Source organism: Streptomyces sp. NPDC090032 (assembly GCF_044748025.1).
In the GTDB taxonomy this organism is placed as follows: Bacteria; Actinomycetota; Actinomycetes; order Streptomycetales; family Streptomycetaceae; genus Streptomyces.
The window spans coordinates 606,217-631,369 of the sequence record NZ_JBIVFF010000001.1 but is presented as its reverse complement, the minus strand read 5'-3'; the positions used below and the strand labels follow the sequence as shown (position 1 = coordinate 631,369).

General features: G+C 71.2%; 20 protein-coding genes. 5 read left to right on the top strand and 15 right to left on the bottom strand.

Annotation, left to right across the window (positions count from 1 at the left end):
* Nucleotides 1-54: 54 nt before the first annotated feature.
* Both ACIPWY_RS02730 and ACIPWY_RS02725 read right to left on the bottom strand, forming a co-directional pair.
* Nucleotides 55-1,698, bottom strand: coding sequence for an ABC-F family ATP-binding cassette domain-containing protein (locus tag ACIPWY_RS02730; protein WP_362901857.1), 1,644 nt, complete (start codon nt 1,696-1,698; stop codon nt 55-57).
* Between the two features lie 67 nt (nt 1,699-1,765).
* The gene (locus ACIPWY_RS02725; protein ID WP_393704392.1) at nt 1,766-2,791 is read right to left on the bottom strand and encodes an oxidoreductase; all 1,026 of its coding nucleotides are present in this window, start codon (nt 2,789-2,791) and stop codon (nt 1,766-1,768) included.
* A 66-nt stretch (nt 2,792-2,857) separates the two neighbouring features.
* Here ACIPWY_RS02725 and ACIPWY_RS02720 point away from each other — a divergent pair, with 66 nt between their 5' ends.
* Nucleotides 2,858-3,817 carry an FAD-dependent oxidoreductase gene (locus ACIPWY_RS02720; RefSeq protein WP_401532067.1) on the top strand — a complete coding sequence of 320 codons (960 nt, stop codon included), beginning with the start codon at nt 2,858-2,860 and terminating at the stop codon, nt 3,815-3,817.
* 25 nt (nt 3,818-3,842) lie between these two features.
* Here the strand turns inward: ACIPWY_RS02720 and ACIPWY_RS02715 are convergent, their stop codons facing one another.
* From ACIPWY_RS02715 to ACIPWY_RS02705, 3 genes are all read right to left on the bottom strand, one after another.
* Nucleotides 3,843-5,456 (bottom strand): BCCT family transporter, encoded by a 1,614-nt coding sequence (locus ACIPWY_RS02715; protein ID WP_362902080.1) that lies wholly within the window; start codon nt 5,454-5,456, stop codon nt 3,843-3,845.
* A gap of 108 nt (nt 5,457-5,564) precedes the next feature.
* On the bottom strand, nt 5,565-6,866 hold the full coding sequence (locus ACIPWY_RS02710; protein WP_401532066.1) for a M14 family metallocarboxypeptidase: 1,302 nt from the start codon (nt 6,864-6,866) through the stop codon (nt 5,565-5,567).
* Nucleotides 6,863-8,830: a Xaa-Pro dipeptidyl-peptidase gene (locus ACIPWY_RS02705; RefSeq protein WP_401532065.1), complete on the bottom strand. Its 1,968-nt coding sequence runs from the start codon at nt 8,828-8,830 to the stop codon at nt 6,863-6,865. The genes ACIPWY_RS02710 and ACIPWY_RS02705 overlap by 4 nt, the downstream gene beginning before the upstream one ends.
* A gap of 227 nt (nt 8,831-9,057) precedes the next feature.
* On the opposite strand from ACIPWY_RS02705, the gene ACIPWY_RS02700 reads away from it, so the two are divergent.
* Nucleotides 9,058-10,548 carry a M1 family metallopeptidase gene (locus ACIPWY_RS02700; RefSeq protein ID WP_401532064.1) on the top strand — a complete coding sequence of 497 codons (1,491 nt, stop codon included), beginning with the start codon at nt 9,058-9,060 and terminating at the stop codon, nt 10,546-10,548.
* A 15-nt stretch (nt 10,549-10,563) separates the two neighbouring features.
* Here ACIPWY_RS02700 and ACIPWY_RS02695 read toward each other — a convergent pair whose 3' ends face one another.
* From ACIPWY_RS02695 to ACIPWY_RS02685, 3 genes are all read right to left on the bottom strand, one after another.
* The gene (locus ACIPWY_RS02695) at nt 10,564-11,427 is read right to left on the bottom strand and encodes an oxygenase MpaB family protein (protein ID WP_362901847.1); all 864 of its coding nucleotides are present in this window, start codon (nt 11,425-11,427) and stop codon (nt 10,564-10,566) included.
* 66 nt (nt 11,428-11,493) lie between these two features.
* Complete coding sequence (locus ACIPWY_RS02690; protein ID WP_362901845.1) at nt 11,494-11,811, bottom strand: hypothetical protein; 318 nt, start codon at nt 11,809-11,811, stop codon at nt 11,494-11,496.
* 165 nt (nt 11,812-11,976) lie between these two features.
* A complete protein-coding gene (locus ACIPWY_RS02685) occupies nt 11,977-13,449 on the bottom strand; it encodes an amino acid permease (RefSeq protein ID WP_362901843.1) in 1,473 nt (490 codons plus the stop codon).
* A gap of 344 nt (nt 13,450-13,793) precedes the next feature.
* On the opposite strand from ACIPWY_RS02685, the gene ACIPWY_RS02680 reads away from it, so the two are divergent.
* A complete protein-coding gene (locus ACIPWY_RS02680; protein WP_362901841.1) occupies nt 13,794-14,573 on the top strand; it encodes a MerR family transcriptional regulator in 780 nt (259 codons plus the stop codon).
* Here ACIPWY_RS02680 and ACIPWY_RS02675 read toward each other — a convergent pair.
* The 5 genes from ACIPWY_RS02675 to ACIPWY_RS02655 all read right to left on the bottom strand — a co-directional run bounded on the left by ACIPWY_RS02675 (nt 14,560) and on the right by ACIPWY_RS02655 (nt 21,394).
* Nucleotides 14,560-16,731, bottom strand: a complete 2,172-nt coding sequence (locus ACIPWY_RS02675) for a 3-hydroxyacyl-CoA dehydrogenase NAD-binding domain-containing protein (protein WP_393704379.1) — start codon at nt 16,729-16,731, stop codon at nt 14,560-14,562. The two genes, ACIPWY_RS02680 and ACIPWY_RS02675, sit on opposite strands and share 14 nt — an antisense overlap.
* Before the next feature lie 41 nt (nt 16,732-16,772).
* Nucleotides 16,773-17,987 carry an acetyl-CoA C-acetyltransferase gene (locus ACIPWY_RS02670; RefSeq protein WP_362901837.1) on the bottom strand — a complete coding sequence of 405 codons (1,215 nt, stop codon included), beginning with the start codon at nt 17,985-17,987 and terminating at the stop codon, nt 16,773-16,775.
* 83 nt (nt 17,988-18,070) lie between these two features.
* Nucleotides 18,071-19,213, bottom strand: coding sequence for an acyl-CoA dehydrogenase family protein (locus ACIPWY_RS02665; protein ID WP_362902078.1), 1,143 nt, complete (start codon nt 19,211-19,213; stop codon nt 18,071-18,073).
* A 19-nt stretch (nt 19,214-19,232) separates the two neighbouring features.
* Nucleotides 19,233-20,258, bottom strand: a complete 1,026-nt coding sequence (locus ACIPWY_RS02660) for an LLM class F420-dependent oxidoreductase (protein ID WP_393704377.1) — start codon at nt 20,256-20,258, stop codon at nt 19,233-19,235.
* The gene (locus ACIPWY_RS02655; protein WP_362901833.1) at nt 20,258-21,394 is read right to left on the bottom strand and encodes a CaiB/BaiF CoA-transferase family protein; all 1,137 of its coding nucleotides are present in this window, start codon (nt 21,392-21,394) and stop codon (nt 20,258-20,260) included. The genes ACIPWY_RS02660 and ACIPWY_RS02655 overlap by 1 nt, the downstream gene beginning before the upstream one ends.
* A 314-nt stretch (nt 21,395-21,708) precedes the next feature.
* Here ACIPWY_RS02655 and ACIPWY_RS02650 point away from each other — a divergent pair, with 314 nt between their 5' ends.
* Nucleotides 21,709-22,911: a saccharopine dehydrogenase NADP-binding domain-containing protein gene (locus tag ACIPWY_RS02650; protein WP_362902076.1), complete on the top strand. Its 1,203-nt coding sequence runs from the start codon at nt 21,709-21,711 to the stop codon at nt 22,909-22,911.
* Nucleotides 22,912-22,945: 34 nt separating this feature from the next.
* On the opposite strand, the gene ACIPWY_RS02645 is transcribed toward ACIPWY_RS02650, so the two are convergent.
* Nucleotides 22,946-23,659: an endonuclease V gene (locus tag ACIPWY_RS02645; protein WP_362901832.1), complete on the bottom strand. Its 714-nt coding sequence runs from the start codon at nt 23,657-23,659 to the stop codon at nt 22,946-22,948.
* A 52-nt stretch (nt 23,660-23,711) separates the two neighbouring features.
* On the opposite strand from ACIPWY_RS02645, the gene ACIPWY_RS02640 reads away from it, so the two are divergent.
* A complete protein-coding gene (locus ACIPWY_RS02640) occupies nt 23,712-24,011 on the top strand; it encodes a YciI family protein (protein ID WP_362901830.1) in 300 nt (99 codons plus the stop codon).
* Nucleotides 24,012-24,027: 16 nt separating this feature from the next.
* On the opposite strand, the gene ACIPWY_RS02635 is transcribed toward ACIPWY_RS02640, so the two are convergent.
* A complete protein-coding gene (locus tag ACIPWY_RS02635) occupies nt 24,028-25,128 on the bottom strand; it encodes an oxidoreductase (protein WP_362901828.1) in 1,101 nt (366 codons plus the stop codon).
* Nucleotides 25,129-25,153: the final 25 nt, after the last annotated feature.

Here is a 25,153-nt window from a genome sequence, read left to right as displayed (position 1 = left end):
GGTGATCGGCCCCGGGCGGCATGCCTGAGCGGCCGGCACCCCACGCGCCATCCGTCAGACCGACAGCTCCGTCACCTTGCCGCCCGCGACCTCGATGCGCCGCTGGGTCCTGACCGCGTCCAGCATGCGGCGGTCATGGGTGACGAGCAGGAGCGTGCCCTCGTACGAGTCGAGCGCCGACTCCAGCTGCTCGATGGCGGGGAGGTCGAGGTGGTTGGTCGGCTCGTCCAGGACGAGCAGGTTGACGCCCCGGCCCTGGAGCAGCGCCAGCGCGGCGCGGGTGCGCTCGCCCGGCGACAGCGTGGCCGCGGACCGCAGGACGTGATCGGCCTTGAGGCCGAACTTCGCGAGCAGGGTGCGCACCTCGGCCGGCTCGGTGTCCGGCACGGCAGCGCAGAACGCGTCGAGCAGCGACTCCGAGCCGTGGAACAGCGCCCGCGCCTGGTCGACCTCGCCGACGACGACACCGGAGCCGAGCGTCGCGTGCCCCGAGTCCAGCGGCACCCGGCCGAGCAACGCGCCGAGCAGCGTCGACTTCCCCGCGCCGTTGGCACCCGTGATCGCGATGCGGTCGGCCCAGTCGATCTGGAGCGAGACGGGACCGAGCGTGAAGTCGCCGCGCCGCACCTCCGCGTCGCGCAGCGTGGCGACGACGGCGCCGGAGCGCGGCGCCGCCGCGATCTCCATGCGCAGCTCCCACTCCTTGCGCGGCTCGTCCACGACGTCGAGCCGCTCGATCATGCGCTGTGTCTGCCGGGCCTTGGCCGCCTGCTTCTCGCTCGACTCGCTGCGGAACTTGCGGCCGATCTTGTCGTTGTCCGTGGCCTTGCGGCGGGCGTTCTTGACGCCCTTGTCCATCCAGCCGCGCTGCATCTGGGCGCGTCCTTCGAGGGCGGCCTTCTTGTCGGCGTACTCGTCGAACTCGTCGCGCGCGTGCCGGCGGGCGACCTCGCGCTCCTCCAGGTACGCCTCGTATCCGCCGCCGTAGAGGTTGATCTCCTGCTGGGCCAGGTCGAGCTCCAGGACCTTGGTGACCGTGCGGGTCAGGAACTCGCGGTCGTGACTGACGACGACCGTCCCGGCGCGCAGCCCGCGCACGAAGGACTCCAGGCGCTCCAGGCCGTCCAGGTCGAGGTCGTTGGTCGGCTCGTCTAGCAGGAACACGTCGTAACGGGACAGCAGCAGCGAGGCGAGGCCCGCGCGGGCGGCCTGGCCGCCGGAGAGCGAGGTCATCTCCTGGTCGAGGCCGACGCCGAGGCCGAGGGAGCCGGTGATCTCCTCGGCGCGCTCGTCGAGGTCGGCGCCGCCGAGGTCGAGCCAGCGCTCCAGGCTGACGGAGTACGCGTCGTCGGCCCCCGGCGCACCGTCGACCAGGGCCTGGGTGGCCTCGTCCATGGCGCGCTGCGCGGCGTCGACGCCGGTGCGCCGGGCGAGGAACTCGCGCACGGTCTCGCCGGGGCGGCGCTCCGGCTCCTGGGGCAGGTGCCCCACGGTCGCGCCGGGCGGCGAGAGCCGCAGCTCGCCCTGCTCGGGGGTGTCGAGGCCGGCGAGGAGCTTGAGGAGCGTGGACTTCCCCGCGCCGTTGGCGCCGACGAGCCCGATCACGTCTCCGGGCGCGACCACGAGGTCGAGCCCGGAGAACAGGGACCGGTCGCCGTGCCCGGCGGCGAGGTTCTTGGCTACGAGAGTGGCAGTCATCAGACCGCCGATTTTAGCGATCGGACGGACCGCCCACGCCCGCCGCTCCCCAGCTGCGGAAGCCCCGTCACCGGGCCATGGACGCGACCAGCACGCTCCCCGTGGTGCGGGCCACGACGAACGACTCTCCCCTGACCGCCTTCGGGTCGAGGGCGATGCAGTGGCGGCCCGGTTCGAGCACGGCGTCGAAGACGTCCTGGGCGTGGGTGCGGTAGAGCCGGTCGAGGCGGTAAGCGGTGAGACGGACCCGGCAGGTGGAGGTGACTTCGAGGCCCGCCTCCCCGTCGGCGGCGACGAGGCGCGTGAGGCGGCGTTGCTGGGCCGCTCGGCGGTCCAGGGCGCTCTCGATCTGGGCGACGAGGAGCGGAATGATCGGGGCGAGCCCGTCCACGTACGCGGTCTCGGCGCCCGCGCGCTCGAACTGTTCGCGCACCGCGGCCCGGTCGGACTCGCTCACGGCGCGGCCGAAGGCGACGGCTCCGTAGGTGCGCAGCTCTTCGGGCGGCACACCGGCCGCGTCCTGGGTGATCTCGGCGCCGATGCCGATGGTGCGCAGCGCGGCGGCGAGTCTGGCGAGGACGGCGACGCGGGCCCCGATGAGCAGGACGCGGCGGGCCGGAGCCGGCTCCGCACCGGCGTCGAGCAGCGGCCGCAGGGCCTCGCGGTAGGCGGCGCCGTGGAAGTGGAAGGGGCCGATGCCGTGGTAGCCGTTGAGTTCCAGGTCGGCGCGTTCCTCGGTCTGCCAGGCGAAGTCGCGCCAGATGACGTCGGGCCCGTCCGCCTCGATGACGGCGGTGACGGCCCCGCATTCGAGGCCCTCGCACTCCGGGCACCCGTAGATGACGTAGCGGCCGTCGGGCAGCGGCGCGTCCGCTTCGAGGAGCAGGCTGCGGACGTGGGCCGTGAAGATCGCAGGCGGGATGTCGGAGGCGAGCGGGGAGACGGCGTCGAGGTCGGAGAGCTGGAACAGCAGCGGCGAGCCGTTCACGATGAAGTCCAGGAAGTCCCGGTGGACTTGGTAGTCCCCGTTCGTGAGAACTCCACCGGCGCGCATGGCCGGTGCCAGGCCGAAGGTCGCGTACTCGGCAGACATGTCCTGAGTATTCCCACCCAAGACCTGATGTGAGCACGGCATGACGCATTCCGCTACGGTCCGCTCGTGGACAGTGACGCGAGCAACGATGTGATCGTGGTCGGCGGCGGGGTCATCGGCCTGACGACGGCTCTTGAACTCGTACGTAGGGGACGGCGCGTGCGGGTCTGGACGCGGGATCCCACCTCCCTGACGACGTCGGCGGTCGCGGGCGCGCTGTGGTGGCCGTACAGGATCGCCCCGGTGGAGCGGGTGAGCGACTGGTCGCTGCGGTCCCTGCGCGTGTACGAGGAGTTGGCGGCGCGGCCCGGTCCGGCGGGCGTGCGTATGGCGGAGGGCGTGCAGGCCGACACCTTGCTCAAGGGTCTGGGGCCGTGGGCGGACGGGGTGGCGGGGCTTCGGCCGGCGACCGCGGCGGAGTACGGGGGTGGCGCGGGCCTGTGGGCACGGGTTCCGCTGGTGGACATGCGGGTGCACCTGGAGTGGCTGAAGGAGCGCTTCGTGGCGGCGGGCGGGCGCGTGGAGACGCGGGAGGTCACGGACCTCGCGGAGGCGGGCTCACAGGCGGCTGTCGTGGTGAACTGCACGGGCATCGCCGCCCGCACGCTCGTACCGGACGATGCCGTACGCCCCCTGCGCGGGCAGCTCGTCCTCGTGGAGAACCCGGGCGTGGACACGTGGTTCGTCGGCGGCGGCGACTCCCCCGACACTTCCACGTACTTCTTTCCGCAGCCCGGCCGGCTGATCCTCGGCGGCACGGCACAGGAGGACATGTGGTCGCTCGAAACCGATCCCGCCGTGGCGGAGGCGATCGTGGCGCGGTGTGCGAGGGTGCGGCCCGAGATCGCGGGGGCGCGGGTCATCGGGCACCGGGTGGGGCTGCGTCCGACGCGGCCCGAGGTGCGGGTCGAGCGTGAACGGGCTCCGTGGGGCGGGGTGTTGGTGCACAACTACGGGCACGGCGGGGCCGGTGTGACGGTCGCGTGGGGCTGCGCTCAGGAGGCGGCCGGGCTCGCCGTCTCCTGAGCGGTTTCGACCGCGCGACAGCAGGTCAGCCGATCGGGTCGCCCTCCCGCTCCGTGCCCTGGCCCGGCCCGATCCGGATCTCGAAGTCGCCGTCGTACTGCTCGTGGCCGGCGATGACGGCGGCCTCCACGGCCTCGGTGCCCATGTCGCCGCGGACGATGAGGGGGTCGTGGCGCAGGTCCCTCATGAGGGCCACGCACATGCCGATCATGACGAGGGTGAAGGGCGCGGCGACGAGGATCGTCAGGTTCTGCAGGCCCGTCAGCGCGTTGCCCGAGCCGTTGCCGATGAGGAGCATGACGGCGGCGACGGCGCCGGTGACGACGCCCCAGAAGATGACCACGAAGCGGCCGGGTTCGAGGGCGCCCTTCTGCGAGAGCGTGCCCATCACGATGGACGCCGCGTCGGCGCCGGACACGAAGAAGATCCCCACGAGGATCATCACGAGCAGGCTCGTCGCGGTGGCGATGGGGAACTCGTGGAGCACGCCGAAGAGTTGGGCCTCGGGGGTGGTCGCGCCGCCGAGTGCGCCGCCCTCCTTCAGACTCATCGCCGTGCCGCCGAAGACCGCGAACCAGATGAGGCTGACGGTGCTCGGCACGAGGATGACGCCGCCGACGAACTGCCGGATCGTACGGCCCTTGCTGATGCGGGCGATGAACATGCCGACGAACGGCGTCCAGGAGATCCACCACGCCCAGTAGAAGACCGTCCAGCTGCCCAGCCAGGCCGCGACGCCCTTGCCGCTGGACGCCTCGGTCCTGCCGATGAGCTGCGGCAGGTCACCGAGGTAGGCGCCCAGCGAGGTGGGCACCAGGTCGAGGACGAGGATCGTCGGCCCGGCGATGAACACGAACACGACCAGGATCAGCGCCAGGACCATGTTGATGTTGGACAGCCACTGGATGCCCTTCTCGACCCCGGACACCGCCGAGGCGACGAAGGCGACGGTGAGGACCGCGATGATCGTGACGAGGAGGCCCGTGCTCGCCTTGTCCATCCAGTCGAGAACCTCGAATCCGCTGCCGATCTGCAGGGCGCCGAGGCCGAGGGACGCGGCGGAGCCGAAGAGCGTGGCGAAGATCGCGATGATGTCGATGACGCGTCCCCAGGCGCCGTTCGCGTGCCGCTCGCCGATCAGCGGTACGAAGACGGAGCTGATGGTCTGCCGGCGGCGGCGCCTGAACGTGCTGTAGGCGATGGCCAGTCCGACGACGGCGTAGATCGCCCAGGGGTGCAGCGTCCAGTGGAAGAGGGTCGTGGCCATGGAGGTCTCCATGGCCTGGGCGGAGTCGACGGGCTGGGTGCCCGGCGGGTGCCTCGTGTAGTGCGCGAGGGGCTCGCTGACTCCGTAGAACATCAGGCCGATGCCCATGCCGGCGCTGAACATCATGGCGACCCAGGAGACGGTCCTGAACTCGGGCGTCTCGCCCTCATCGCCCAGCGTGATCTTCCCGTACCGGCTGATCGCCAGCCAGAGCGCGAAGACCACGAACCCGGACGCGGCCAGCATGAACGCCCAACCGCCGTTGTGGATCAGCCCTTTGAGGAGGCGCGTCGAGACGTCCTCGAGGGAGTCGGTGGCGACGGAGCCCCAGATGACGAACGCCACGGTGAGTGCGGCTGTCACGCCGAACACCACCCGGTCGGTCGCCGGACTCCGTCGCCCCGTCGCCTCCGCGGCAGGTTTGATTTCGGGATTATTCACCCCTCAGGGCCTACCACAGATGAGGTGAATGCCCCGGGTTCAGCAGGTGGTGTCGGGCTGCCCCTCGATGAGGTGGTACGGAGCACGCGCGTCGAGGAGCAGTGTCACGAGCGCCCTTTCGGACTGGCGCAGCGGCACGAACACCCCTTCCCCTGCCCGGTCCTTGCGCACGGCGATCCCGTGCAGCGCCAGCTTGTCCTTGACGGACGCGTACTGCGCGGCGTCGAGGCGGTAGCCGCACGGCGGGTTCTGGATGATCTCCGCGGGCTCGGCCGGGTCGTTGTCCGCGCCGCCGACGTAGACGGGTCCGCGGTCGCGGTAGCCGGCCACGCGGGCGGCGCCGGTGGCCGCCTCGATCCTGCCGCGGTGCTGGTCGGTGAACGTGAACAGGCCGCCGAGCGCGGAGAGTTGGGACGAGACCCGGCGCCGGTTGTTGAGTGCGGGGTCGGCCTTCTCCGCGTCGGTCCGAGGGTCGACGCGGCTCTCGATGAGCAGTCCGACCGCGTGCTTCACGCCGGAGACGTTGCGCAGGATGCGCTCCTGCCCGTCCCCCGCGGTCTGCTTGACGGGCTCACCGGTCACCGGGTCGGTCCAGATGCCGTACGTGCCGGTGGAGTAGCCGCCCGCGTTGGCGGCGGGACGGGCGTACTCCGTGGAGAGCGTGTGCGCCTCGTCGTGGACCTGGGTGTCGGTGTTGAGGTTGCGCGGCCAGAGGTCGAAGAGGTCCTTGTCGTAGAACTTGGGTGTGGCGCCGTACTCGTGGAGGTCGTAGATCACGTCGGGCTTGCGGTCGCGGATGACGGCGGCCATGGCGCGCGCCTCGGCGGTCTCCAGGGCGATGTGGTCGCGGTTGATGTCGACGCCGTCGGAGTTGCCGCGGGTGTTCGCGGCGCGGCCGTCGGGATTGGCTGTGGGCACGACGAGCAGGGTGGTGCGGGACAGGAAGGCCCGCGTCTTGTTGTCCTTGGCGTAGGCGAGGTCGCGGATCGTGGTGAGACACGCCTCGCGGCCGGACGGTTCGTCGCCGTGCTGGCTGCAGATGAGCAGCACGGTGTTCGCGGTCCGGTGCCCGCCGATGCGGACGAGCTGGACGGGCCGGCCCTGCTTGGTGGTGCCCGCCCTTGCGACGGAGACGCGGTCACTGCCCTTGTCGACCGCCGCGAGGAAGTCCTGCTCCTCGGGCTGACCGGTCCAGTGGGCTCCGTCGCTCTGCTCGAAACCGGTCCGCGGTGGGGCGGCCGAGGCCTGGGCCGGGGCCGTGAGCAGGGGCGCGGCGAGCGCGGCCGCCGTCGCGGCCAGGGCGAGGCTGCGGATACGGGGTGTCGTCGGAAGCGGTGTCATCGAGCGCTGCCTCCCGGGACGGGGCGGAACGGACGAGGGTCGGCCAGGCGCTCGGGCGCGGACGTGCGCGGCGCGTTGGCGTGGATGCCGGCCGTGGCGGACGCGAACGCGTGGGCACCGCCGACGAGCGGGACACGCGCGGACGTCCTGGACAGGTCGACGGTGAGCGTCGGCTTGGTCGACGGCGGGTCGACGAGGTCCTTGTCGGTGCCCGCGACGATCAGCGCGAGGCGGTGACCCGCCGGCACGACGTGGTCGCTCGGGGCCAGGTCGAGGGTGATCGTGTACGGCTTGCCCGGGGTGAGCGGCTTGCCCGTACGGTCGGACGCGTAGTTGCCGAGGTCGGCCCAGCCGCGGCTGAAGACGGTCCGGTCGACGTCGGCCGTCTTGGCCTCGGTCCGCAGGAAGCAGGAGCTGTCGCCGGCCGTGCTCGCGCCCCAGCAGGTGCGGTCGGTGAGCGTGGTGATGCCCTCGCCGGCGTCGGCGTAGTCGCGGATGGTGGCCGGGCCGAGGTCGACGAGGACGGCCGAGAGGTGCGCGGTCGTGGTCGACGGGGTGGCGGTGACGGTGACCTTCGACGAGCCGGACAGGCGCAGGTCCTTGCCGAGCGGCTCGGTGATGAACCCGGCCTTGTCGGGCGTCGACTTGTCGATCTGCGCGGCCCAGTCGGTCTCGCTCAGCTTCGGGTCGTCGGTGAACGTCTCGGTGCCCGAACCCTGCTTCAGGCCGAGCGTGCCGACACCGGCGGCGCTGCCCTTGGCGGGGCTCAGACGCACGGAGTCGGTGGTGCGGGGCGGCCAGACGCGGTCGGTGGTCCAGTGGTCGGGGGTGCGCTCGATGTCGGCCATCGGCTCGCGGTCCACGCCGTTGTCGTAGCCGAGGAGTTCGTGGTCGAACCAGCGGTGGAGGGTGTCGACCCAGGCGCCGCGGCGGGAGTCGAAGGGGTCGACGTGGCCGGTCTGCGCGAGCCAGATCTTACGGTCGACGCCCGCCTTCGCGAGGGCGTCCCACCACTGGCCGAAGTGCTTGGCGCGGACGTTCAGGTCCTGCATGCCGTGCACGACGAAGACGCTGGCCTTGACCTTGTCGGCGTCGGGCACGTAGTTCCGCTCGTCCCACAGGCCGGTCCAGTCGCCGGTCCTGGGCGCTTCGTCGACAAGTCGCTTCTGCACGGCGGCGCAGCGGGCGCGGGCCTCGGGGCTCTCGACGTAGTCGGACAGCCACTCGGGTCCGCTGTCGTACAGGGGCGCGCCCTGCTGGAAGTAGTAGTCGTACCAGGAGGAGATGCCGCCGATCGGGACGATCGTCTTCAGGCCCTCGACGCCGGTCGCGGCGACGCCGTTGGCGATGGTGGCGTCGTAGCTCTTGCCGATCATGCCGGTTCTGCCGTTGGTCCAGCCGGCCTTGGCGCGTTCGGTGCCCGTGCGGGTGGTGTAGCCCTTGCCGCGGCCGTTCAGCCAGTCGACGACGGCCTTGCCGGACTGGATGTCGGAGCGGCCGCCGACGTCGACACAGCCGTCGGAGCGGTTGGTCCCGGCGAGGTCGACGGCGACGAAGGCGTAGCCGCGCGGCACGAAGTAGTTGTCGTAGTACAGCGGGAACTGGACGACGTTCCCGTGCTCGTCGTACGTCTTCAGCTGGCTCTCGTTGCCGCGGCCGCAGCAGGAGTAGTACGGGCTCGCATCCATGATCACGGGGACTTTGCGGCCCTGCTGGGCGGGTTCACGCGGCCGGATGATGTCGACGGCGACCCGGTCGGTCTTCCCGTCGCCGTCGCCGTCGAGCCGGGTGTCGACCCAGACGGATTCGCGGATGGCCTTGTCGTACGAGTAGACGGGCTTCGACTCGCGGGGCGTTGCGCTCTGGGCGGCCCCGGGAGAGACGAGGACGGCAAGGAGGGCAGCGGTGGCCGCTGTCGCGAGCGTCCTCCACAGGGGGCGCGTGCGTCTCTCTGGTATCGGCATGGGGCGGAAGTTACCCCGGTGAACTCCCTTGCAAAAGAGGGCAGTCCTCGGCAATGAAGGCGCGATGACAGGCTGGGCGACAGGCACGATGAAAGGTCCATGGGACGGATTGGCACATGTCGGCCGAATGGCGATCGTGTGACAGGTGGGGCCATGGACATGACCGGGGCGGGAGGGGCTGAATAGGGTCGGCAACAACCTTCACGGCCCTACGACTTGGAGCTTTCGTGTACCGCAGACTCATCGCCCCGGGCGCACTGGCGGCCGCTCTCATGCTGGCGATCCCGGCATCGGCGGCGGACTTCGAACCTGGGGCTCCGGGCATCGGCGACCCCTATTACCCGGACTACGGGAACGGCGGCTACGACGTCTCCCACTACGACCTGCGCCTGAAGTACCAGCCGAAGACGGACCTCCTGGAGGGCACGGCGACGATCCTCGCCACGTCCACGCAGGACCTCTCACGCTTCAACCTGGACTTCGGCCTCAAGGTCAGCGAGGTCCTCGTCAACGGCAAGAAGGCCAAGTTCGCCACGTCCGGCGTGGAGGAGCTCGAGGTCACTCCGCCCGCGGGCCTGCCCAAGGGATCGTCGTTCAACGTCGTGGTCCGCTACGCGGGCAAGCCGTCCGAGGTGAAGCTGTACGGCTTCACGTCCTGGCAGCGGACCCCGGACGGCGGCATCGGTGCCAACGAGCCGGAGTCCGCGGCCTGGTGGTTCCCGTCGAACGACCACCCGCGCGACAAGGCGACGTACGACGTGTCGGTGGCCGTGCCGGACGGGACGCAGGCGATCTCCAACGGCGTGCTCCAGTCGCAGGCGTCGAAGCTCGGCTGGACGCGCTTCAACTGGCGTTCCAACAAGCCGCAGGCGACGTATCTCACCACGCTCGCCGTCGGCAAGTTCGACATCACGACGGACAAGACGTCGGACGGCCTGCCGGTCGTGAACGCGTACAGCAAGGACCTGGGCGACAACTACGGCGCTGCGCGCGCGAGTGTCGAGCGGACCACCGAGGTCGCCGAGTGGCTGGAGACGAAGTTCGGGAAGTACCCGTTCAACGCGCTCGGCGGGTACGTCCCGAACGTGCCGTCCAGCTTCGCCCTGGAGACGCAGACGCGGCCGTTCTACAGCCCGAAGCAGTTCGCGAACGGGTCGAACGTGTCGGTGGTCGTGCACGAGCTGGCGCACCAGTGGTACGGCGACAGCGTCTCCGTCGACGGCTGGAAGGACATCTGGATCAACGAGGGTTTCGCCCGCTACAGCCAGTGGCTGTGGTCGGAGAAGGAGGGCGAGGGCACGGCGCAGGAGCTGGCGGACTACACGTACGCGCAGCACCCGGCCGACGACGCGTTCTGGCAGGTCAAGCCGGGTGACCCGGGCGCGGAGAACCAGTTCGACATCGCCGTGTACGACCGGGGGGCGCTGGCCATCCAGGCGCTGCGCAACGAGGTCGGCGAGAAGAAGTTCGCCGCGATCCTCAAGGGGTGGCCGCAGGAGCACGCGTACGGGAACGCGAAGGTCGCCGACTTCGTGAAGTTCGCCGAGAAGGTCTCGGGCAAGCCGCTCGCGGCGCTCTTCGACACGTGGCTCTACCAGCCGTCGAAGCCGGGCACGTCCGCGGCGCAGCGGGACCGGGTCGCGCGGGCGGGGGTGGCGCCGGCGCAGCCGAAGTCGTGGAAGCAGATCGCGGCGACGGACTCGGTGCACGACCACTGACGCGGCGGTCGCCTTTCAGCGGGCGCGGGCGGCTTCGGCGGCTCGCGCCCGTCTGGCCATCGGCAGATAGCGCAGGCGCTGCGGCAGGAGTGGCACCACGCGTCGCACGACCGCGCCGAACCGTCGCAGCCTGCGCTCCTGGACCGGGGTCCACGGCAGGCCGATGGCCTCGCGCGCGTCGGACGGCATGAGTCCGATCGTGAGGAAGCGGCGGAAGCGGGCGAGCGGGGGCAGCAGCAGCGGCCACAGTGCGCGCAGCGCGAGCCTGACCGGCAGCGGCCCGCGGTCGGGCGGCGGGACCGGTGCGTCGACGGCGACGAGTTCGCGTACGACGGCCGTCAGCTCGATCTCGTCGGCCAGGACCTTGCGGTAGTAGGGCCAGAACTCCTCGACGGTCTGCGGCATGTCGCGGTCGTGCAGGCCGAGGATCCGGCCGATCTGGAGCCACTCCGCGTAGAGCCGGCGTTCCTGCGCCTCGGTGAAGGGGCGGCGGCCGAGATAGCGCTGGGCCTGCTGGTAGACGGGGAAGCCGGTGGCATGGACCCATGCGTAGTTCGCGGGAGTCAGCGCGTGGTAGCCGCGGCCGCGGGTGTCGGTGCCGCGGATGGTCCGGTGGAGCTGCCGCAGGCGGCGGCCCTCCTGTGCGGCGGCGTCACCGCCGTAGACCCACAGCATCACCGAGCGCAGGGAGCGCTCGCCGCGGCCCCAGGGGTCCGTGCGGAACACGGAGTGCTCGTCGACGCCCGCGCCGACGGCCGGGTGGGCGACCTGAAGGGTGAGCGCCGCCGGGAGGGCGAGCAGGGAGCGCACCTCACCGGCGATGTCCCACAGGATCCCGCCGGGCGGAGGCGGCTCCGGATCGGGCTCGTGCTGCTTCATACGGCTCCCCAGCGTTCCCGGGCGATACGTGATCCAGTATGCGACCCCGGGCTCCTGAAGTGCTGCTCAGGGGTGTGCCATGCCGCCCTGCGACTCACTGCCCAACCGGTACGCCAGGTCGGACGCGAGCTCGGAGACACAGGTGCGCAGGTCCGTCTCGGCGGCGGCGACCGGGCCGCGCGGCCCGCCGGCGAGATCCGCGCGGGGCCGGACGGGAGCGCACTGGCAGGTCTGAGGCAGTTGCTCGCTCCCCGGGGCGGCCGCCTCCTGATCCTTGGCCCACCGCCGCGCCCGGCCTAGGACCTCCGCCGCGAACAGGGCCGCGGATGCGCCGAGTCGACCCACCTTGAGGTGGAATTCCAGGGGCAGGGGTACGAGGGCCATGCCATGGGCCTACCCGACCGCCCGCCACTCTCAACGTGCGGCTGTGTCCCCGTGGTCGTACACCGTCACCGCGATGCCCAACGGCAAGGTGGCGTCACCTCGGAGATACGTGATCTCCGACATGACGCCACCGTAGGTGCTGCCACTGACCGTGGGGGGCCGGCGTTATGCGCCGTCGGTCAGCTTGGTCAGTTCCTCGGTCTCCAGACGCGTGATGCGGCGGCGGGCGCCGAACCAGCCGGCGACGAGCAGGACCGCGATGACCGGGATCAGCATCAGGGTCTTGCGGCCCGTGTCCGGGTCGTTCCACATGAGGCCGAGCACGAGCAGCAGGAAGACGATCGTGACGATCTCGGTGACCGGGGACCAGGGCAGGCGGAACGACGGCCGCTTGATCAGGCCCTGCTTGGCCCGCCGGACGAACGCCAGGTGGGCGACCATGATCATGATCCAGGTGCCGATGATGCCGATCGAGGAGACCTCGATGACGATCTCGAAGGCGTCGTGCGGCAGGAGGTAGTTGAGGCCGACACCCAGGACGCCGACACCGGCGGTGAGCAGGATGCCGCCGTACGGCACCTGGCTGCGGTTCATGCGGGCGGTGAACTTGGGGGCCGAGCCCGACATCGCCATGGAGCGCAGGATGCGGCCCGTGGAGTAGAGGCCCGAGTTGAGGCTGGACATGGCCGCGGTGAGCACGACCAGGTTCATGATGTCGCCGATGCCGCCGACGCCCAGCTTGCTGAACAGGGTGACGAACGGGCTCTCGTTCGACGAGTACACCGAGGACGGCAGCAGCAGTGCGAGCAGCACCACCGAGCCGCAGTAGAAGAGGCCGACGCGCCACATGATCGAGTTCACCGCGCGCGGGACGACCTTCTGCGGGTCGGCGGTCTCGCCCGCCGCGACACCCACCAGCTCCAGGGCGGCGTACGCGAAGACGACACCCTGCATGACGAGGATGACCGACATCGTGCCGCTCGGCATGAACCCGCCGTGGTCCGTGATCATGCTCAGGCCCGGGGTCCGGCCGTCGACCGGGTGCTGCGTGGCGATCAGGAAGATGCCGACGAACAGGAAGGCGACGAGCGTGGCCACCTTGATGATCGCGAACCAGAACTCCATCTCGCCGAAGTACTTCACCGAGATCAGGTTCACGCCGAGCACGACCGCTAGGGCGATCAGGGCGAGCACCCACTGCGGAATCGTCGTGAAGGCGCTCCAGTACTGGGTGTACAGGGCGATCGCAGTGATGTCCGCGATGCCCGTCATCGACCAGTTCAGGAAGTACATCCAGCCGGCGACGTAGGCGCCCTTCTCGCCGAGGAACTCGCGCGCGTACGACACGAAGGAACCCGAGGACGGCCGGTACACGACCATCTCGCCGAGGGCGCGCACGACCAGGTACGCGAAGACTCCGCAGACGAGGTACGCGACGGCGAGCGCGGGGCCCGCCGAGTGGAGGCGGCCGCCCGCTCCGAGGAACAGTCCGGTACCGATCGCTCCACCGATCGCGATCATGTTGACGTGGCGGGCCTTGAGGTCCTTGCTGTAGCCGGCGTCACCCGCGTCGGCGGGCGCCTGGGACGCATCTGTGCGGGATGCGTCCAGAGCCGTGTTGGCGGCTTCCTTGCTCACGTGGGGGGATCCCTCTGTGGTGCCCGGATCGCTCCGGGGTCCGGATGTGCTGCAGCCCGCGACATCCCTGACATGGCGCGGGGCGACTGTGCACCTTCCCCCACGAGCCAGGGGGCACGCGATGGCAGAGATCACATAGCGGGACTTCTCACATGATGATCAACCCCTGTACAGCGGATTCAGCGAGGCGTATAAGCGCTCGCTCATGCCCCAACCGCCCCTTCATGCCCGCCTTTTCCGCTGCACCGCGCTTTCACAACATTGGTGTGTCAGCAATACTGTTGAACCTGCCCGGTGCGGAACCGGAGCGGGGCGGACGCGGGACCCGAGAAGCGAGGCGCAGCATGACGACGGACACCGCGGAGCCGACGCTCACGGTCGACGAACTGGCCGCGCGAGCGGGCGTCACCGTCCGTACGATCCGCTTCTACAGCACGAAGGGCCTCCTCCCGCCGCCCGTGATCGGGCCGCGCCGGGTCGGCCACTACGGCCGGGACCACCTCTCGCGGCTCGCGCTCATCGAGGAGCTCCAGCACCAGGGCATGACGCTCTCCGCGATCGAGCGGTATCTGGAGCAGCTGCCCGCGGACCTGAGCGCGCACGATCTGGCGATCCACCGCGCGCTGGTCGCGAGCTGGGCCCCGGACGCGGAGGAGGACGTCGCGCGGGCCGAGCTGGAGCGCCGGGCCGGGCGAGCCCTGTCCGGGGAGGATCTGGACCGGCTGGCCGCGATGGGGGTCGTCGCGTACCTGGAGGACCGCGACACCTTCCGCGTGGACCCCGGTCTGCTGCGGCTCGGGGTGGAGCTGCTCGGGGTGCCGATCGCGCACGAGACGATCCTCGCGGCGCGCACCGTCCTCATGGAGCACACCCGGGACGCCGCCCAGGAGCTGACACGGCTGTTCCGCGACGAGGTGTGGGGGCCCTACCGGGAGCGGGAGCCGAACCCCGAGGACCCCGCGCACGTGGCGGCGATGAAGTCCTTGTCGGCCCATATGCAGCCGATGGTGGTGCAGGCGCTGGTCACGGCGTTCCAGCGGTCGCTCAAGGAGCAGCTTCGCGAGGCGTTCCGCGCCGAGGGCTGCCCCCCGGCGCGGAACCCCGCAACCGTCAGGCGTCGGTGAAGGTCTCGCCCTTCTCCGCCTTCTCGACGAGCAGCGCGGTCGGCTGGAAGCGCTCGCCGTAGCGCTCGGCGAGCTCGCGCGCGCGGGCCACGAAGCCGGGCAGGCCTCCCTCGTAGCCGTTGATGTACTGGAGCACGCCGCCGGTCCAGCCGGGGAAGCCGATGCCGAAGATGGAGCCGATGTTGGCGTCCGCGACCGAGGTCAGGACGCCCTCCTCCAGGAGGCGCACGGTGTCGAGCGCCTCGGAGAAGAGCATGCGCTCCTGCATGTCCTTGAACGGGATCTCGTACCCGGGCTTGGTGAAGTGCTCGCGCAGGCCCGGCCACAGACCGGCGCGCTTGCCGTCCACGTACTCGTAGAAACCGGCGCCGCCGCTGCGTCCGGGGCGGTCGAACTCCTCGACCATGCGGTCGATGACGACGTCCGAGGGGTGGCCGGCCCAGGTGCCGCCCGCTTCCTCGACGGCCCGCTTGGTCTCGTTACGGATCTTGCGGGGCAGGGTCAGCGTCAGCTCGTCCATCAGGGACAGGACCTTGGCCGGGTAGCCGGCCTGGGCGGCGGCCTGCTCGACGGACGCGGGCTCGATGCCCTCGGCGACCATCGCGACGCCCTCGTTGATGAAGTGCCCGATGACACGCGAGGTGAAGAACCCGCGCGAGTCGTTCACGACGATCGGCGTCTTGCTGATCTGGCGGACCAGGTCGAAGGCGCGGGCCAGCGCCTCGTCGCCGCTGCGCTCGCCCTTGATGATCTCCACGAGCGGCATCTTGTCGACGGGCGAGAAGAAGTGCAGCCCGATGAAGTCCTCGGGCCGCTCGACGCCCTCGGCGAGGAGGGTGATCGGCAGGGTCGAGGTGTTGGAGCACAGCAGCGCGTCGGGCTCGATGACGTGCTGGATCTCCTTGAACACCTTGTGCTTGAGCGCCGGGTCCTCGAAGACGGCCTCGATCACGGCGTCGCAGCCGGCGAGGTCCTGCGGATCGGCGGTGGGCGTGATGCGGGCGAGGAGCGCGTCCGCCTTCTCCTGCGTGGTGCGGCCGCGCGAGACTGCCTTGGCGCAGAGCTTCTCGGAGTAGCCCTTGCCCAGGGCGGCGGCGTCGGCGGTCACGTCCTTGAGGACGACCTCGATGCCGGCGCGGGCGCACGAGTAGGCGATGCCCGCGCCCATCATCCCGGCGCCGAGGACGGCGACCTTGCGGACGGTGCGCTTCTCGATGCCCTTGGGCCGGTTCGCGCCCGAGTTCACCGCCTGGAGGTCGAAGAAGAACGCCTGGATCATGTTCTTCGCGATCTGGCCGGTCACCAGCTCGGTGAAGTAGCGCGCCTCGATGGTCAGCGCCGTCTCGAAGTCGACCTGGGAGCCCTCGACGGCCGCGGCGAGGATGTTGCGCGGGGCCGGGTAGGGGGCGCCGTTCGTCTGCTTCTTGAGGTTGGCCGGGAAGGCGGGCAGGTTCGCCGCGAACTTCGGGTTGGCCGGGGTGCCGCCCGGGATGCGGTAGCCGGGCTTGTCCCAGGGCTGCTGCGACTCGGGGTTGGCGTCGATGAAGGCGCGCGCCTGGGCGAGCATCTCCTCGGGGGTGGCCGCCACCTCGTGGACGAGGCCGTTCTCCAGGGCGCGCTTCGGGGTGTACTGGGTGCCCTGGAGGAGCACCTTCAGCAGGGCGTCGGTGATGCCCATGAGCCGTACGGTGCGCGTGACGCCGCCGCCCGCGGGGAGCAGGCCGAGCGTGACCTCCGGGAGGCCGATCTTGGAGCCGGGCGCGTCGAGGGCGATGCGGTGGTGGGAGGCGAGCGCGATCTCGTAACCGCCGCCCAGGGCCGCGCCGTTGATCGCCGCGACGACGGGCTTGCCGAGCGTCTCGATGCGGCGCAGGGACTTCTTGATGCCGGTGCCGGTCTCGAACGCCTGCTGGGCGTTCTTTGGGCCGACCTTCATCATGTCCTTCAGGTCACCGCCCGCGAAGAACGTCTTCTTGGCGGAGGTGTAGACGATGCCGCGGATCGAGTCCTTCTCGGCCTCGGCGCGGTCGGCGATCGCGGCGATGGAGTCCTTGAACGCCTGGTTCATCGTGTTCGCGGACTGGTTGGGGTCGTCGAGGACGAGGGTGACGATTCCGGTCTCGTCCTGTTCCCAGCGGATGGTGGTGCTCTCGGTCATTTCTGCTGCTCCGTAGATGCCAGTGCGGGAAAGGACGGGGGTCAGAGTCGCTCGACGATCGTGGCGATGCCCATGCCGCCGCCGACGCACAGCGTGGCGAGGCCGTAGCGCTTGTCCTGGCGCTCCAGTTCGTCGATGAGCGTGCCGAGGATCATCGCGCCGGTGGCGCCGAGCGGGTGGCCGAGCGCGATGGCGCCGCCGTTGACGTTGACCTTGTCGAGGGAGAGGCCCATGTCCTTGACGAAGCGCAGGACGACGGCGGCGAAGGCCTCGTTGATCTCGACGAGGTCGATGTCGTCGATGGTCAGACCCGCCTTGGCGAGGGCCTTGCGGGTGGCGGGCGCGGGACCGGTGAGCATGATGGTGGGCTCGGAACCGGAGACGGCCGCGGAGACGATCCGCGCGCGCGGGGTCAGGCCGTGCCGCTCACCGACCTCCTTGGTGCCGATGGCGACGAGGGAGGCGCCGTCGACGATGCCGGAGGAGTTGCCCGCGTGGTGGACGTGGTCGATCTTCTCGACCCAGTGGTACTTCTGCAGCGCGACGGCGTCGAAGCCGCCGAGGTCGCCGATGTCCGCGAACGACGGCTTCAGCTTGGCGAGCGAGTCGGCGGTCGTGCCGGGGCGCAGGAACTCGTCGTGGTCGAGGACGGTCAGGCCGCTGCGGTCCGTGACGGGCACGACGGAGCGGGCGAAGCGGCCGTCCTTCACGGCGGCGGCCGCGCGCTCCTGGGAGAGGGCCGCGTACTCGTCGACGTCGCGCCGCGAGAAGCCCTCGATGGTCGCGATCAGATCCGCGCCGATGCCCTGCGGCACGAAGCCCGTCTCGTAGTTGGTCATCGGGTCGGCGAACCAGGCGCCGCCGTCCGAGGCCATCGGGACGCGCGACATCGACTCGACGCCGCCCGCGAGGACGAGGTCCTCCCAGCCCGAACGGACCTTCATGGCCGCCAGGTTGACCGCTTCGAGGCCCGACGCACAGAAGCGGTTCTCCTGCACACCGGCCACCGTGTCCGGGAGCCCGGCCGCGATGGCCGCGATCCGCGCGATGTCGGAGCCCTGGTCGCCGACCGGGCCGACGACGCCGAGCACGATGTCGTCGATGGCGGCGGGGTCGAGGTCCGGGAAGCGCCGCTGGACCTCGTGGATCAGTCCGACGACGAGGTCGATCGGCTTGGTGCCGTGCAGGGCGCCGTTCGCCTTGCCGCGTCCGCGCGGGGTGCGGATCGCGTCGTACACGTACGCTTCGGTGCTCACTCGCTTGCCTTTCAATGAGGGTGGGCCGGGCAATGAGGGTGGGCCGGGCCGGGGGTTCGGTGGGCCGGCGGGTCCGTGGGGGGTCAGCCGAGCAGCGAGCGCCCGATGATCTCCTTCATGATCTCCGTCGTGCCGCCGTAGATCGTCTGGATGCGTCCGTCGGTGAAGGCCTTGGCGACGCGGTACTCCGTCATGTAGCCGTAGCCGCCGTGGAGTTGGAGGCAGCGGTCGGCCACGCGCTTCTGGAGCTCGGTGGCCCACCACTTGGCCATCGAGGCGTGCACCGCGTCGAGTTCGCCGTTCGAGTGGTCGACGATGCAGCGGTCCAGGAAGGTCCGGGTGACGGCGCACTCGGTGGCCATCTCGGCTATCTCGAACCGGATGTGCTGGAGCTTGGCGAGCGGGCGGCCGAAGGCCTCGCGCTCCTTGACGTACGTCGTGGTGATCTCCAGGAGGTGCTCCGCGGCGGCGATCCCGGCGACGGCGATGCCCATGCGCTCCTGCGCGAGGTTCGTCATCAGGTGGACGAAGGCCCCGTTGAGCTCGCCGAGGAGATTCTCCTTCGGGACGCGGACGTCGTTGAAGAAGAGCTCGGCCGTGTCCTGGGCCTTCTGGCCGATCTTGTCGAGGTTGCGGCCGCGCTCGAAGCCCTCCATGCCGCGCTCGACGACCAGGAGGGACAGGCCGTGGGCGCCGCCCTCGGGCGTCGTCTTCGCGACGACGATCACGAGGTCGGCGAGGATCCCGTTCGAGATGAACGTCTTGGAGCCGTTGAGCACCCAGTGGTCGCCGCGGTCCTCGGCCGTGGTGCGGATGCCCTGAAGGTCGGATCCGGCGCCCGGCTCGGTCATCGCGATGGCCGTGATCAGGGAGCCGTCGCAGAAACCGGGCAGCCAGCGGCGCTTCTGCTCGTCCGTGGCCAGCGAGGTCAGATACGGCCCGATGATGTCGTTGTGGAGTCCGATCGCGAGGCCGGCGGCTCCCGCGCGGGTGAACTCCTCGGCGATGACGGCGCTGTAGCGGAAGTCGGCGTTGCCGCCGCCCCCGTACTCCTCGGGCACGGCGAGCCCGAGGAGGCCCTGGCGGCCGGCCGCGAGCCAGGCCTCGCGCGAGACGATGCCGTCCTTCTCCCACTGCTCGTAGTGCGGGGTGACCTCCTTGGCGAGGAAGGTGCGGACGGTCTCGCGGAACGCGTCGTGCTCCGCGGTGAAGATCTGCCGTTCCATTGCCATCGTGATGCCCTCCCTACAGCCAGCTCTTGACGGTCTCGACCAGCCGGGCGGGCTCGGGGCCGACCGGGATGACGTTCAGCATGGTGACGCCCGCGGCGCGGAAGGCCTCGACACGCTCACGCACGTAGCTCTCGGGCCCGCACAGGCTCATCAGCTCGCAGAACTCGTCCGGGACGGCGGCCTCGGCCTCCTTCTTCTTCCCCGAGAGGTAGAGCTCCTGGATGAGCTTGGCCTCCTTCTCGTAGCCGTAGGCCACGGCGAGGTCGTTGTAGAAGTTCTTGCCGACGGCGCCCATGCCACCCACGTACAGGGCGATGTTGGGGCGGGCGAGATCACGCGCGGCCGCCGCGTCCTCACCGATGGCGAGCAGGCCGCCGGCGACGACCTGGAGCGGTCCGAGCCCGGGGTCGCGCTTCGCGGCGCCCTCGGCGAGCGAGGTGCCCCACACCTGCTGGGCCTTCTCCGGGATGAACAGGGTGGGCAGCCAGCCGTCGGCGATCTCGGCGGTCATCCGCACGTTCGCCGGGCCCAGCGAGGCGACGTACAGCGGGACTTCGGGGCGTACGGGCTTGGCGAGGATCTTCAGGGGCTTGCCGAGCCTGCCGCCCTTCTCCGCGGGCAGGGGCATGTCCGTGATGCCGTGGTGGTCGATGACCTCGCGGCGCAGGATGCGGCGGGTCAGCTCGATGGCCTCGCGGGTGCGGCCGAGCGGCTTGTCGTACGCCTTGCCGTGCCAGCCCTCGACGACCTGCGGGCCCGACGCGCCCAGGCCGATGACGGCGCGGCCCCCCGAGACCGCGTCGAGTCCGGCGGCGGTCTGGGCGATGAGAGCGGGGGTGCGCGAGTAGACGTTCAGGATCCCGGCGCCGATCTTCATGCGCTCGGTGCGGGCGGCGAGATAGCCCATGATCGTGGGCGAGTCGAAGCCGTAGGCCTCCGCGACCCAGACGGCGTCGAGTCCCGCCGACTCGAGCGCGGCGGCGTCGTCGGCCGCCTGACGGGGGTCGGCCGCGTAGGCCAGGGGTGCGGACAGCTCCATCAGTTCTCTTCCTTCGTCAGGCTCGGTACGTCCCAGTCGCGGGCCACTGCGGCGGTGTCGGCGCCCGGCTGCGCGGGGCCGCTGCGGACGGCGGTGGGGGTATCGGAGAAGCGGGGTGCGGGGGCGGGCTGGGTGATGCCGCCGTGGTCGGTGAAGGTGCCGCGCGCGGCCAGGTGGGGGTGGCCGGGCGCCTCGCGCAGGGACAGGACCGGCGCCACGCACGCGTCGGACCCCTCGAAGACGGCGGTCCACTCCTCGCGGGTACGGGTCTTGAAGCGGGCGGCGACGGCGTCGCGCAGCTCGCCCCAGCGGGCGAGGTCCTTGCGGGCGGGGGCCGTGTCCCCGATGCCGAGGAGCGCGATGAACTCGTCGTAGAACTGCTGCTCGAGGGCGCCGACCGCCATGTACTGCCCGTCGGAGGTCTCGTACGTCCCGTAGAACGGGCAGCCGCCGTCGAGGAGGTTGCTGCCGCGCCGGTCCTGCCAGCCGCCGGCCGCCAGCATGCCGTGGATCATCGCTGCCAGATGCGAGGCGCCGTCGACGATCGCGGCGTCCACGACCTGGCCCGCGCCGGTGTCGCGCGCGCGGTGGAGGGCCGCGAGGATGCCGACGACGAGGTAGAGCGAGCCGCCCGCGTAGTCCCCGACGAGGTTCACGGGGACGGTCGGCGGCTCGTCGGGCTTGCCGATCATGCCGAGGGTGCCGGTGAGGGCGATGTACGCGATGTCGTGCCCGGCGCGCTGCGCGAGGGGGCCGTCCTGGCCCCAGCCGGTCATGCGTCCGTAGATGAGGCGGGGGTTGCGGGCGTGGCAGGCGTCGGGGCCGACGCCGAGGCGCTCTGCGACCCCGGGCCGGTAGCCCTCGATGAGGACGTCCGCCTTGTCGACGAGGTCGAGGACGCGCGCGGGGCCGTCCTGCGCCTTGAGGTCGATGATCACGGAGCGTTTGTTGCGGTTGGTGATGTCGTACTCGGGGTTGACCGCGAGCCCGGCGCCTCCGGGGCGGTCCACGCGCACGACATCGGCGCCCAGGTCGGCGAGGAGCATCGCGGCGAACGGACCCGGGCCGATGCCCGCCAGTTCGACCACGCGCACCCCGGCGAGCGGGCCGCTGTCCGTCATCCCTGCCACTGCCATGGAGCCCCCAGCACTGTGACACAACTGATGTAACACCAGCGATGCTAAGAACGTGTTCCACTCAGCACAACCCCTGGCGAGCAAGCGCTTAGTAATTTACGACGCGGTGCTCCGGTGTCGCCAGGAGGCGCGTATGGATTCGGGGCACTCGGCCCAAGGAAGTTCTCCGTGGCACCCGGCGTTCCGGGAGCAGGCGGGGCCCCTGAACCTCCGTCGCCCCCTCACGCTAGCCTCGGCCACCGACAACGGCGCGGGGCACAGGGCTGAGGGGTGTCATGACCAGGCAGGACAGCGGGCACGGCAGGGAACGGGACATGCGGGACAGGCCCGGCAGAGCCGACAGGGCAGGCCGCGAGTACGACATCGTGCTCTTCGGCGCGACCGGATTCGCCGGCGCGCTGACCGCCGAGTATCTGGCGGCGCACGCGCCCGAGGGACTGCGGTGGGCCGTCGCGGGGCGCGACACGGGGAAGCTGGAGCGGCTGCGCGAGCGCCTCACGGCGATCGATCCCGCGTGCGCCGTACTACCGCTGGTCCGCGCCGACGTCGCCGACCCGGCGTCCCTGCGCGCCCTCGCGGCACGCACGCGCGTGGTGGCCACGACCGTCGGCCCGTACGTGACCTACGGCCAGGATCTGGTGGCCGCGTGCGCCGAGGAGGGCACCGACTACACGGACCTGTGCGGCGAGCCCGAGTTCGTCGACGTCACGTTCGTGCGGCACGACGCCCGCGCGCGGGAGACCGGGGCGCGCCTCGTCCACGCGTGCGGCTTCGACTCGATACCGCACGACCTGGGCGTGCGCTTCACGGTGGGGCAGCTCCCCGAGGGCGTGCCGCTGCGCATCGACGGGTTCGTACGGTCGAACGCGACGTTCTCGGGCGGCACGTTCGCGTCCGCGCTGACGCAGTTCTCGCGGGGCCGGCAGATGCTGGCCGCGCAGCAGGACCGGCGGCGCCACCAGCCCCGCCTGGTCGGCCGCAGGGCGTACGCGCCGACGGGCGCGCCCCGTTACGCGAAGGAGGTCGACGCGTGGGCGCTGCCGCTCCCGACGATCGACCCGCAGGTCGTCCAGCGGTCCGCGCGGGCGCTGGAGCGCTACGGCCCCGACTTCCGCTACCGGCACTACGCGGCGGTGCGGCACCTGCCCGTCGTGTTCGGCGGCGTCGCGGCGACGGGCGCGCTGTTCGCCGCGGCCCAACTGCCGCCCGCGCGCCGGTGGCTGTCCGGACGGCTCAAGCCGGGTGACGGTCCGGACGAGGCGCGGCGTGCGGCGAGCTGGTTCTCGGTGCGCTTCGTCGGCGAGGGCGGCGGCCGCCGGGTGTTCACGGAGGTCTCGGGCGGGGACCCCGGCTACGACGAGACGGCGAAAATGCTCGGCGAGTCCGCGATGTGCCTGGCGCTCGACGACCTGCCCGAGACCTCGGGCCAGGTCACGACGGCCGTCGCGATGGGCGACGCCCTGACGACGCGCCTGCGGGAGGCCGGCATCACGTTCCGGGTGGCCGCGACGCGGTAGCGGGGGACCACGCGCGCGTGGACACGGCACGTGACTACGCGCGCGTGGCGCCGTCCTGGGCCTCCGCCAGGGCCCGCCTGCACAGCGCGTCGGCTCTGCGGGTCGTCTCCGGCTGGCGGTACTCCGGCGTGAGGTGCAGGGTGTGGGCGCACGCGGTGTCGAGGCTCGTGCGGTGGCCGACGGAGACGTAGACGGGTTTGACGCCGTCCCGGGTGCGCAGCGCCCGGCCGACCTCCTCGTCGCCGTCCAGCAGGGAAGCCGTGCTGCCGCGCGGCGCGTCCGGTTCCTCGTGCGTGAAGGTGAACGGGTTCTTCGCGACGCCGATCGTGGGCAGCCCCGTCAGAACCCCGAGGTGGCTGGCGAGGCCGAAACGGCGCGGGTGCGCCACTCCGTACCCGTCGCAGACGACAAGCCCGGGGCGGGAGTTGAGGCCCTCCAGTGCGGCGACCACGGTAGGGATCTCACGGAAGGCCAGCAGGCCTGGCACGTACGGGAAGGAGATCCGTCCGACGGCGGTGGACTCCTCGACGACTTCGAGGGTCGCCGCGTCGAGCACGACGGCCGCCGCCGCGACGAGGTCACGCTCGTCGTCGTAGGCCACGTCGACGCCGGTGACGAGTCCGGTCCCGGGCGGGGGCCCCGGCTCGTCGAGGACGACGTGGGCGCGCAGTGCGTCCTGGACCGCGCGGGCGGAGCGCTCGTCGGCGGGCCGGTCGGCGAGGATCCGGAGGATCTGTTCGTGGCTCATGGTGGCGCCCACCATAGAGCGGGGCCGACGGGCCGCGGGTAGCCTGGCGATCATGTTTGTACTTGAGCTGACCTACACGGCCCCGGTCGAGCGCGTCGACGCGCTTCACGCAGCGCACATCGCCTGGCTCGACGAGCAGTACGAAGCCGGTGTCTTCATCGCCTCCGGCCGCAAGAACCCGCGCGACGGCGGGATCATCCTCGCCGTCGGGGACGACCGCGCGCAGATCGAGAAGATCACGGCGGCCGACCCCTTCGTCACCGGCGACGTGTGCGAGTACCGCATCACGGAGTTCATCGCGAGGAAGACGGCACCCGAACTGGAGCGCTTCCGGCAGGAGTTGGCCGGCTAGCTGGATCCGGCCCGGGTCACCGTTCGAGCCGGGCGATGCGTCCCTTCTCGCCCGAGGCCCAGCAGGCGCCGTCGTGGGTGCAGTCCGCCGTGTCGTACGAGCCCGTGTCGACGGTGCGCCAGGTGCGCCCCGCGTCGAGGGTGAGGTCGGTCCCCGTGGGGCCGACGGCGAGGGCGCTCGTACGGCTGTGCGGGAGCCAGGTGACGCCCGAGCGGTAGGCGGGGACCGGCGCCGCGGACGCCGTCCAGGTGCGGCCGCCGTCGCGCGTCGTGGCCGAGGCCCTCGGGGACGCCTGGTCCGCGCGGTAGTCGCCGCCGACCGCGATGCCGTGCGTACGGTCGCGGAACGCGAGGCCGAAGACGCCGCGTGCCGGGTCGCCCGCCGGGATCGGGGAGTCGGTCGCCCGCCAGGTCAGGCCACGGTCCGACGAGTGCAGCACGCGTGCGCGTGCGGCCCCGCCCGTGGCCAGCCACACGTCGCGCGGACCGGAGCTGACCAGGCACTGGCCGCTCGCCGCGAAGCCGGCCTCGCCCTCCTGCGCCGCGGGCATGCCGGCGCTGGGCAGGACGTCCCAGGAGCGTCCTCCGTCGCGCGTGGACAGGATCCGGTACTTGCCGTCCACGGGGTCACTCATCGCGAGGCCGTGGCGCGCGTCGAAGAACGTCAGGCAGTCGTAGAACGCCTTCGGGTCCGGGTTGCGGAAGGACTCGGTCCAGGTGGCCCCGCCGTCGTCCGTGCGGAAGACCCGCGAGGCGTCGCCCTCGCCGATCGCGAGGACGACCGCGCGCCGGCTGTCGAAGGCCTCGATGTCGCGGAACTCCAGTGCGCCCGCGCCGGGCGGCGACACGTTCCGCCAGTGGGAGCCGCCGTCCGAGGTGCGAAGGACCGTGCCCTTGGTCCCCGCGACCCAGGCGGCATCGCGGCTCACCGCGGCCAGTCCCCGGAACCGCGCGTCGGTGCCGCTGTCCTTCACATCCCAATGGGACGCCGTTGGCGTCTCCTGCGGCCCCGCCTGTGTGTGCCCGCCTGCGGCCTGCGCCGGACCCACCGGAGTGAACGCGAGGGCGAGTGCCGCCCCGGCCAGCCCCATGGACACCATGCGTCTCGACTTCCCCATGCCCCTCATGGCGGGCGAAGCTAGC

What these genes read in the sequence shown, in the direction of transcription:
- ACIPWY_RS02730 (WP_362901857.1), bottom strand. Translation starts at nt 1,698, where the DNA reads ATGACTGCCACTCTCGTAGCCAAGAACCTCGCCGCCGGGCACGGCGAC.
- ACIPWY_RS02725 (WP_393704392.1), bottom strand. Translation starts at nt 2,791, where the DNA reads ATGTCTGCCGAGTACGCGACCTTCGGCCTGGCACCGGCCATGCGCGCC.
- ACIPWY_RS02710 (WP_401532066.1), bottom strand. Translation starts at nt 6,866, where the DNA reads ATGACACCGCTTCCGACGACACCCCGTATCCGCAGCCTCGCCCTGGCC.
- ACIPWY_RS02705 (WP_401532065.1), bottom strand. Translation starts at nt 8,830, where the DNA reads ATGCCGATACCAGAGAGACGCACGCGCCCCCTGTGGAGGACGCTCGCG.
- ACIPWY_RS02695 (WP_362901847.1), bottom strand. Translation starts at nt 11,427, where the DNA reads ATGAAGCAGCACGAGCCCGATCCGGAGCCGCCTCCGCCCGGCGGGATC.
- ACIPWY_RS02690 (WP_362901845.1), bottom strand. Translation starts at nt 11,811, where the DNA reads ATGGCCCTCGTACCCCTGCCCCTGGAATTCCACCTCAAGGTGGGTCGA.
- ACIPWY_RS02680 (WP_362901841.1), top strand. Translation starts at nt 13,794, where the DNA reads ATGACGACGGACACCGCGGAGCCGACGCTCACGGTCGACGAACTGGCC.
- ACIPWY_RS02675 (WP_393704379.1), bottom strand. Translation starts at nt 16,731, where the DNA reads ATGACCGAGAGCACCACCATCCGCTGGGAACAGGACGAGACCGGAATC.
- ACIPWY_RS02665 (WP_362902078.1), bottom strand. Translation starts at nt 19,213, where the DNA reads ATGGAACGGCAGATCTTCACCGCGGAGCACGACGCGTTCCGCGAGACC.
- ACIPWY_RS02660 (WP_393704377.1), bottom strand. Translation starts at nt 20,258, where the DNA reads ATGGAGCTGTCCGCACCCCTGGCCTACGCGGCCGACCCCCGTCAGGCG.
- ACIPWY_RS02655 (WP_362901833.1), bottom strand. Translation starts at nt 21,394, where the DNA reads ATGGCAGTGGCAGGGATGACGGACAGCGGCCCGCTCGCCGGGGTGCGC.
- ACIPWY_RS02650 (WP_362902076.1), top strand. Translation starts at nt 21,709, where the DNA reads ATGCGGGACAGGCCCGGCAGAGCCGACAGGGCAGGCCGCGAGTACGAC.
- ACIPWY_RS02645 (WP_362901832.1), bottom strand. Translation starts at nt 23,659, where the DNA reads ATGAGCCACGAACAGATCCTCCGGATCCTCGCCGACCGGCCCGCCGAC.
- ACIPWY_RS02640 (WP_362901830.1), top strand. Translation starts at nt 23,712, where the DNA reads ATGTTTGTACTTGAGCTGACCTACACGGCCCCGGTCGAGCGCGTCGAC.
- ACIPWY_RS02635 (WP_362901828.1), bottom strand. Translation starts at nt 25,128, where the DNA reads ATGGGGAAGTCGAGACGCATGGTGTCCATGGGGCTGGCCGGGGCGGCA.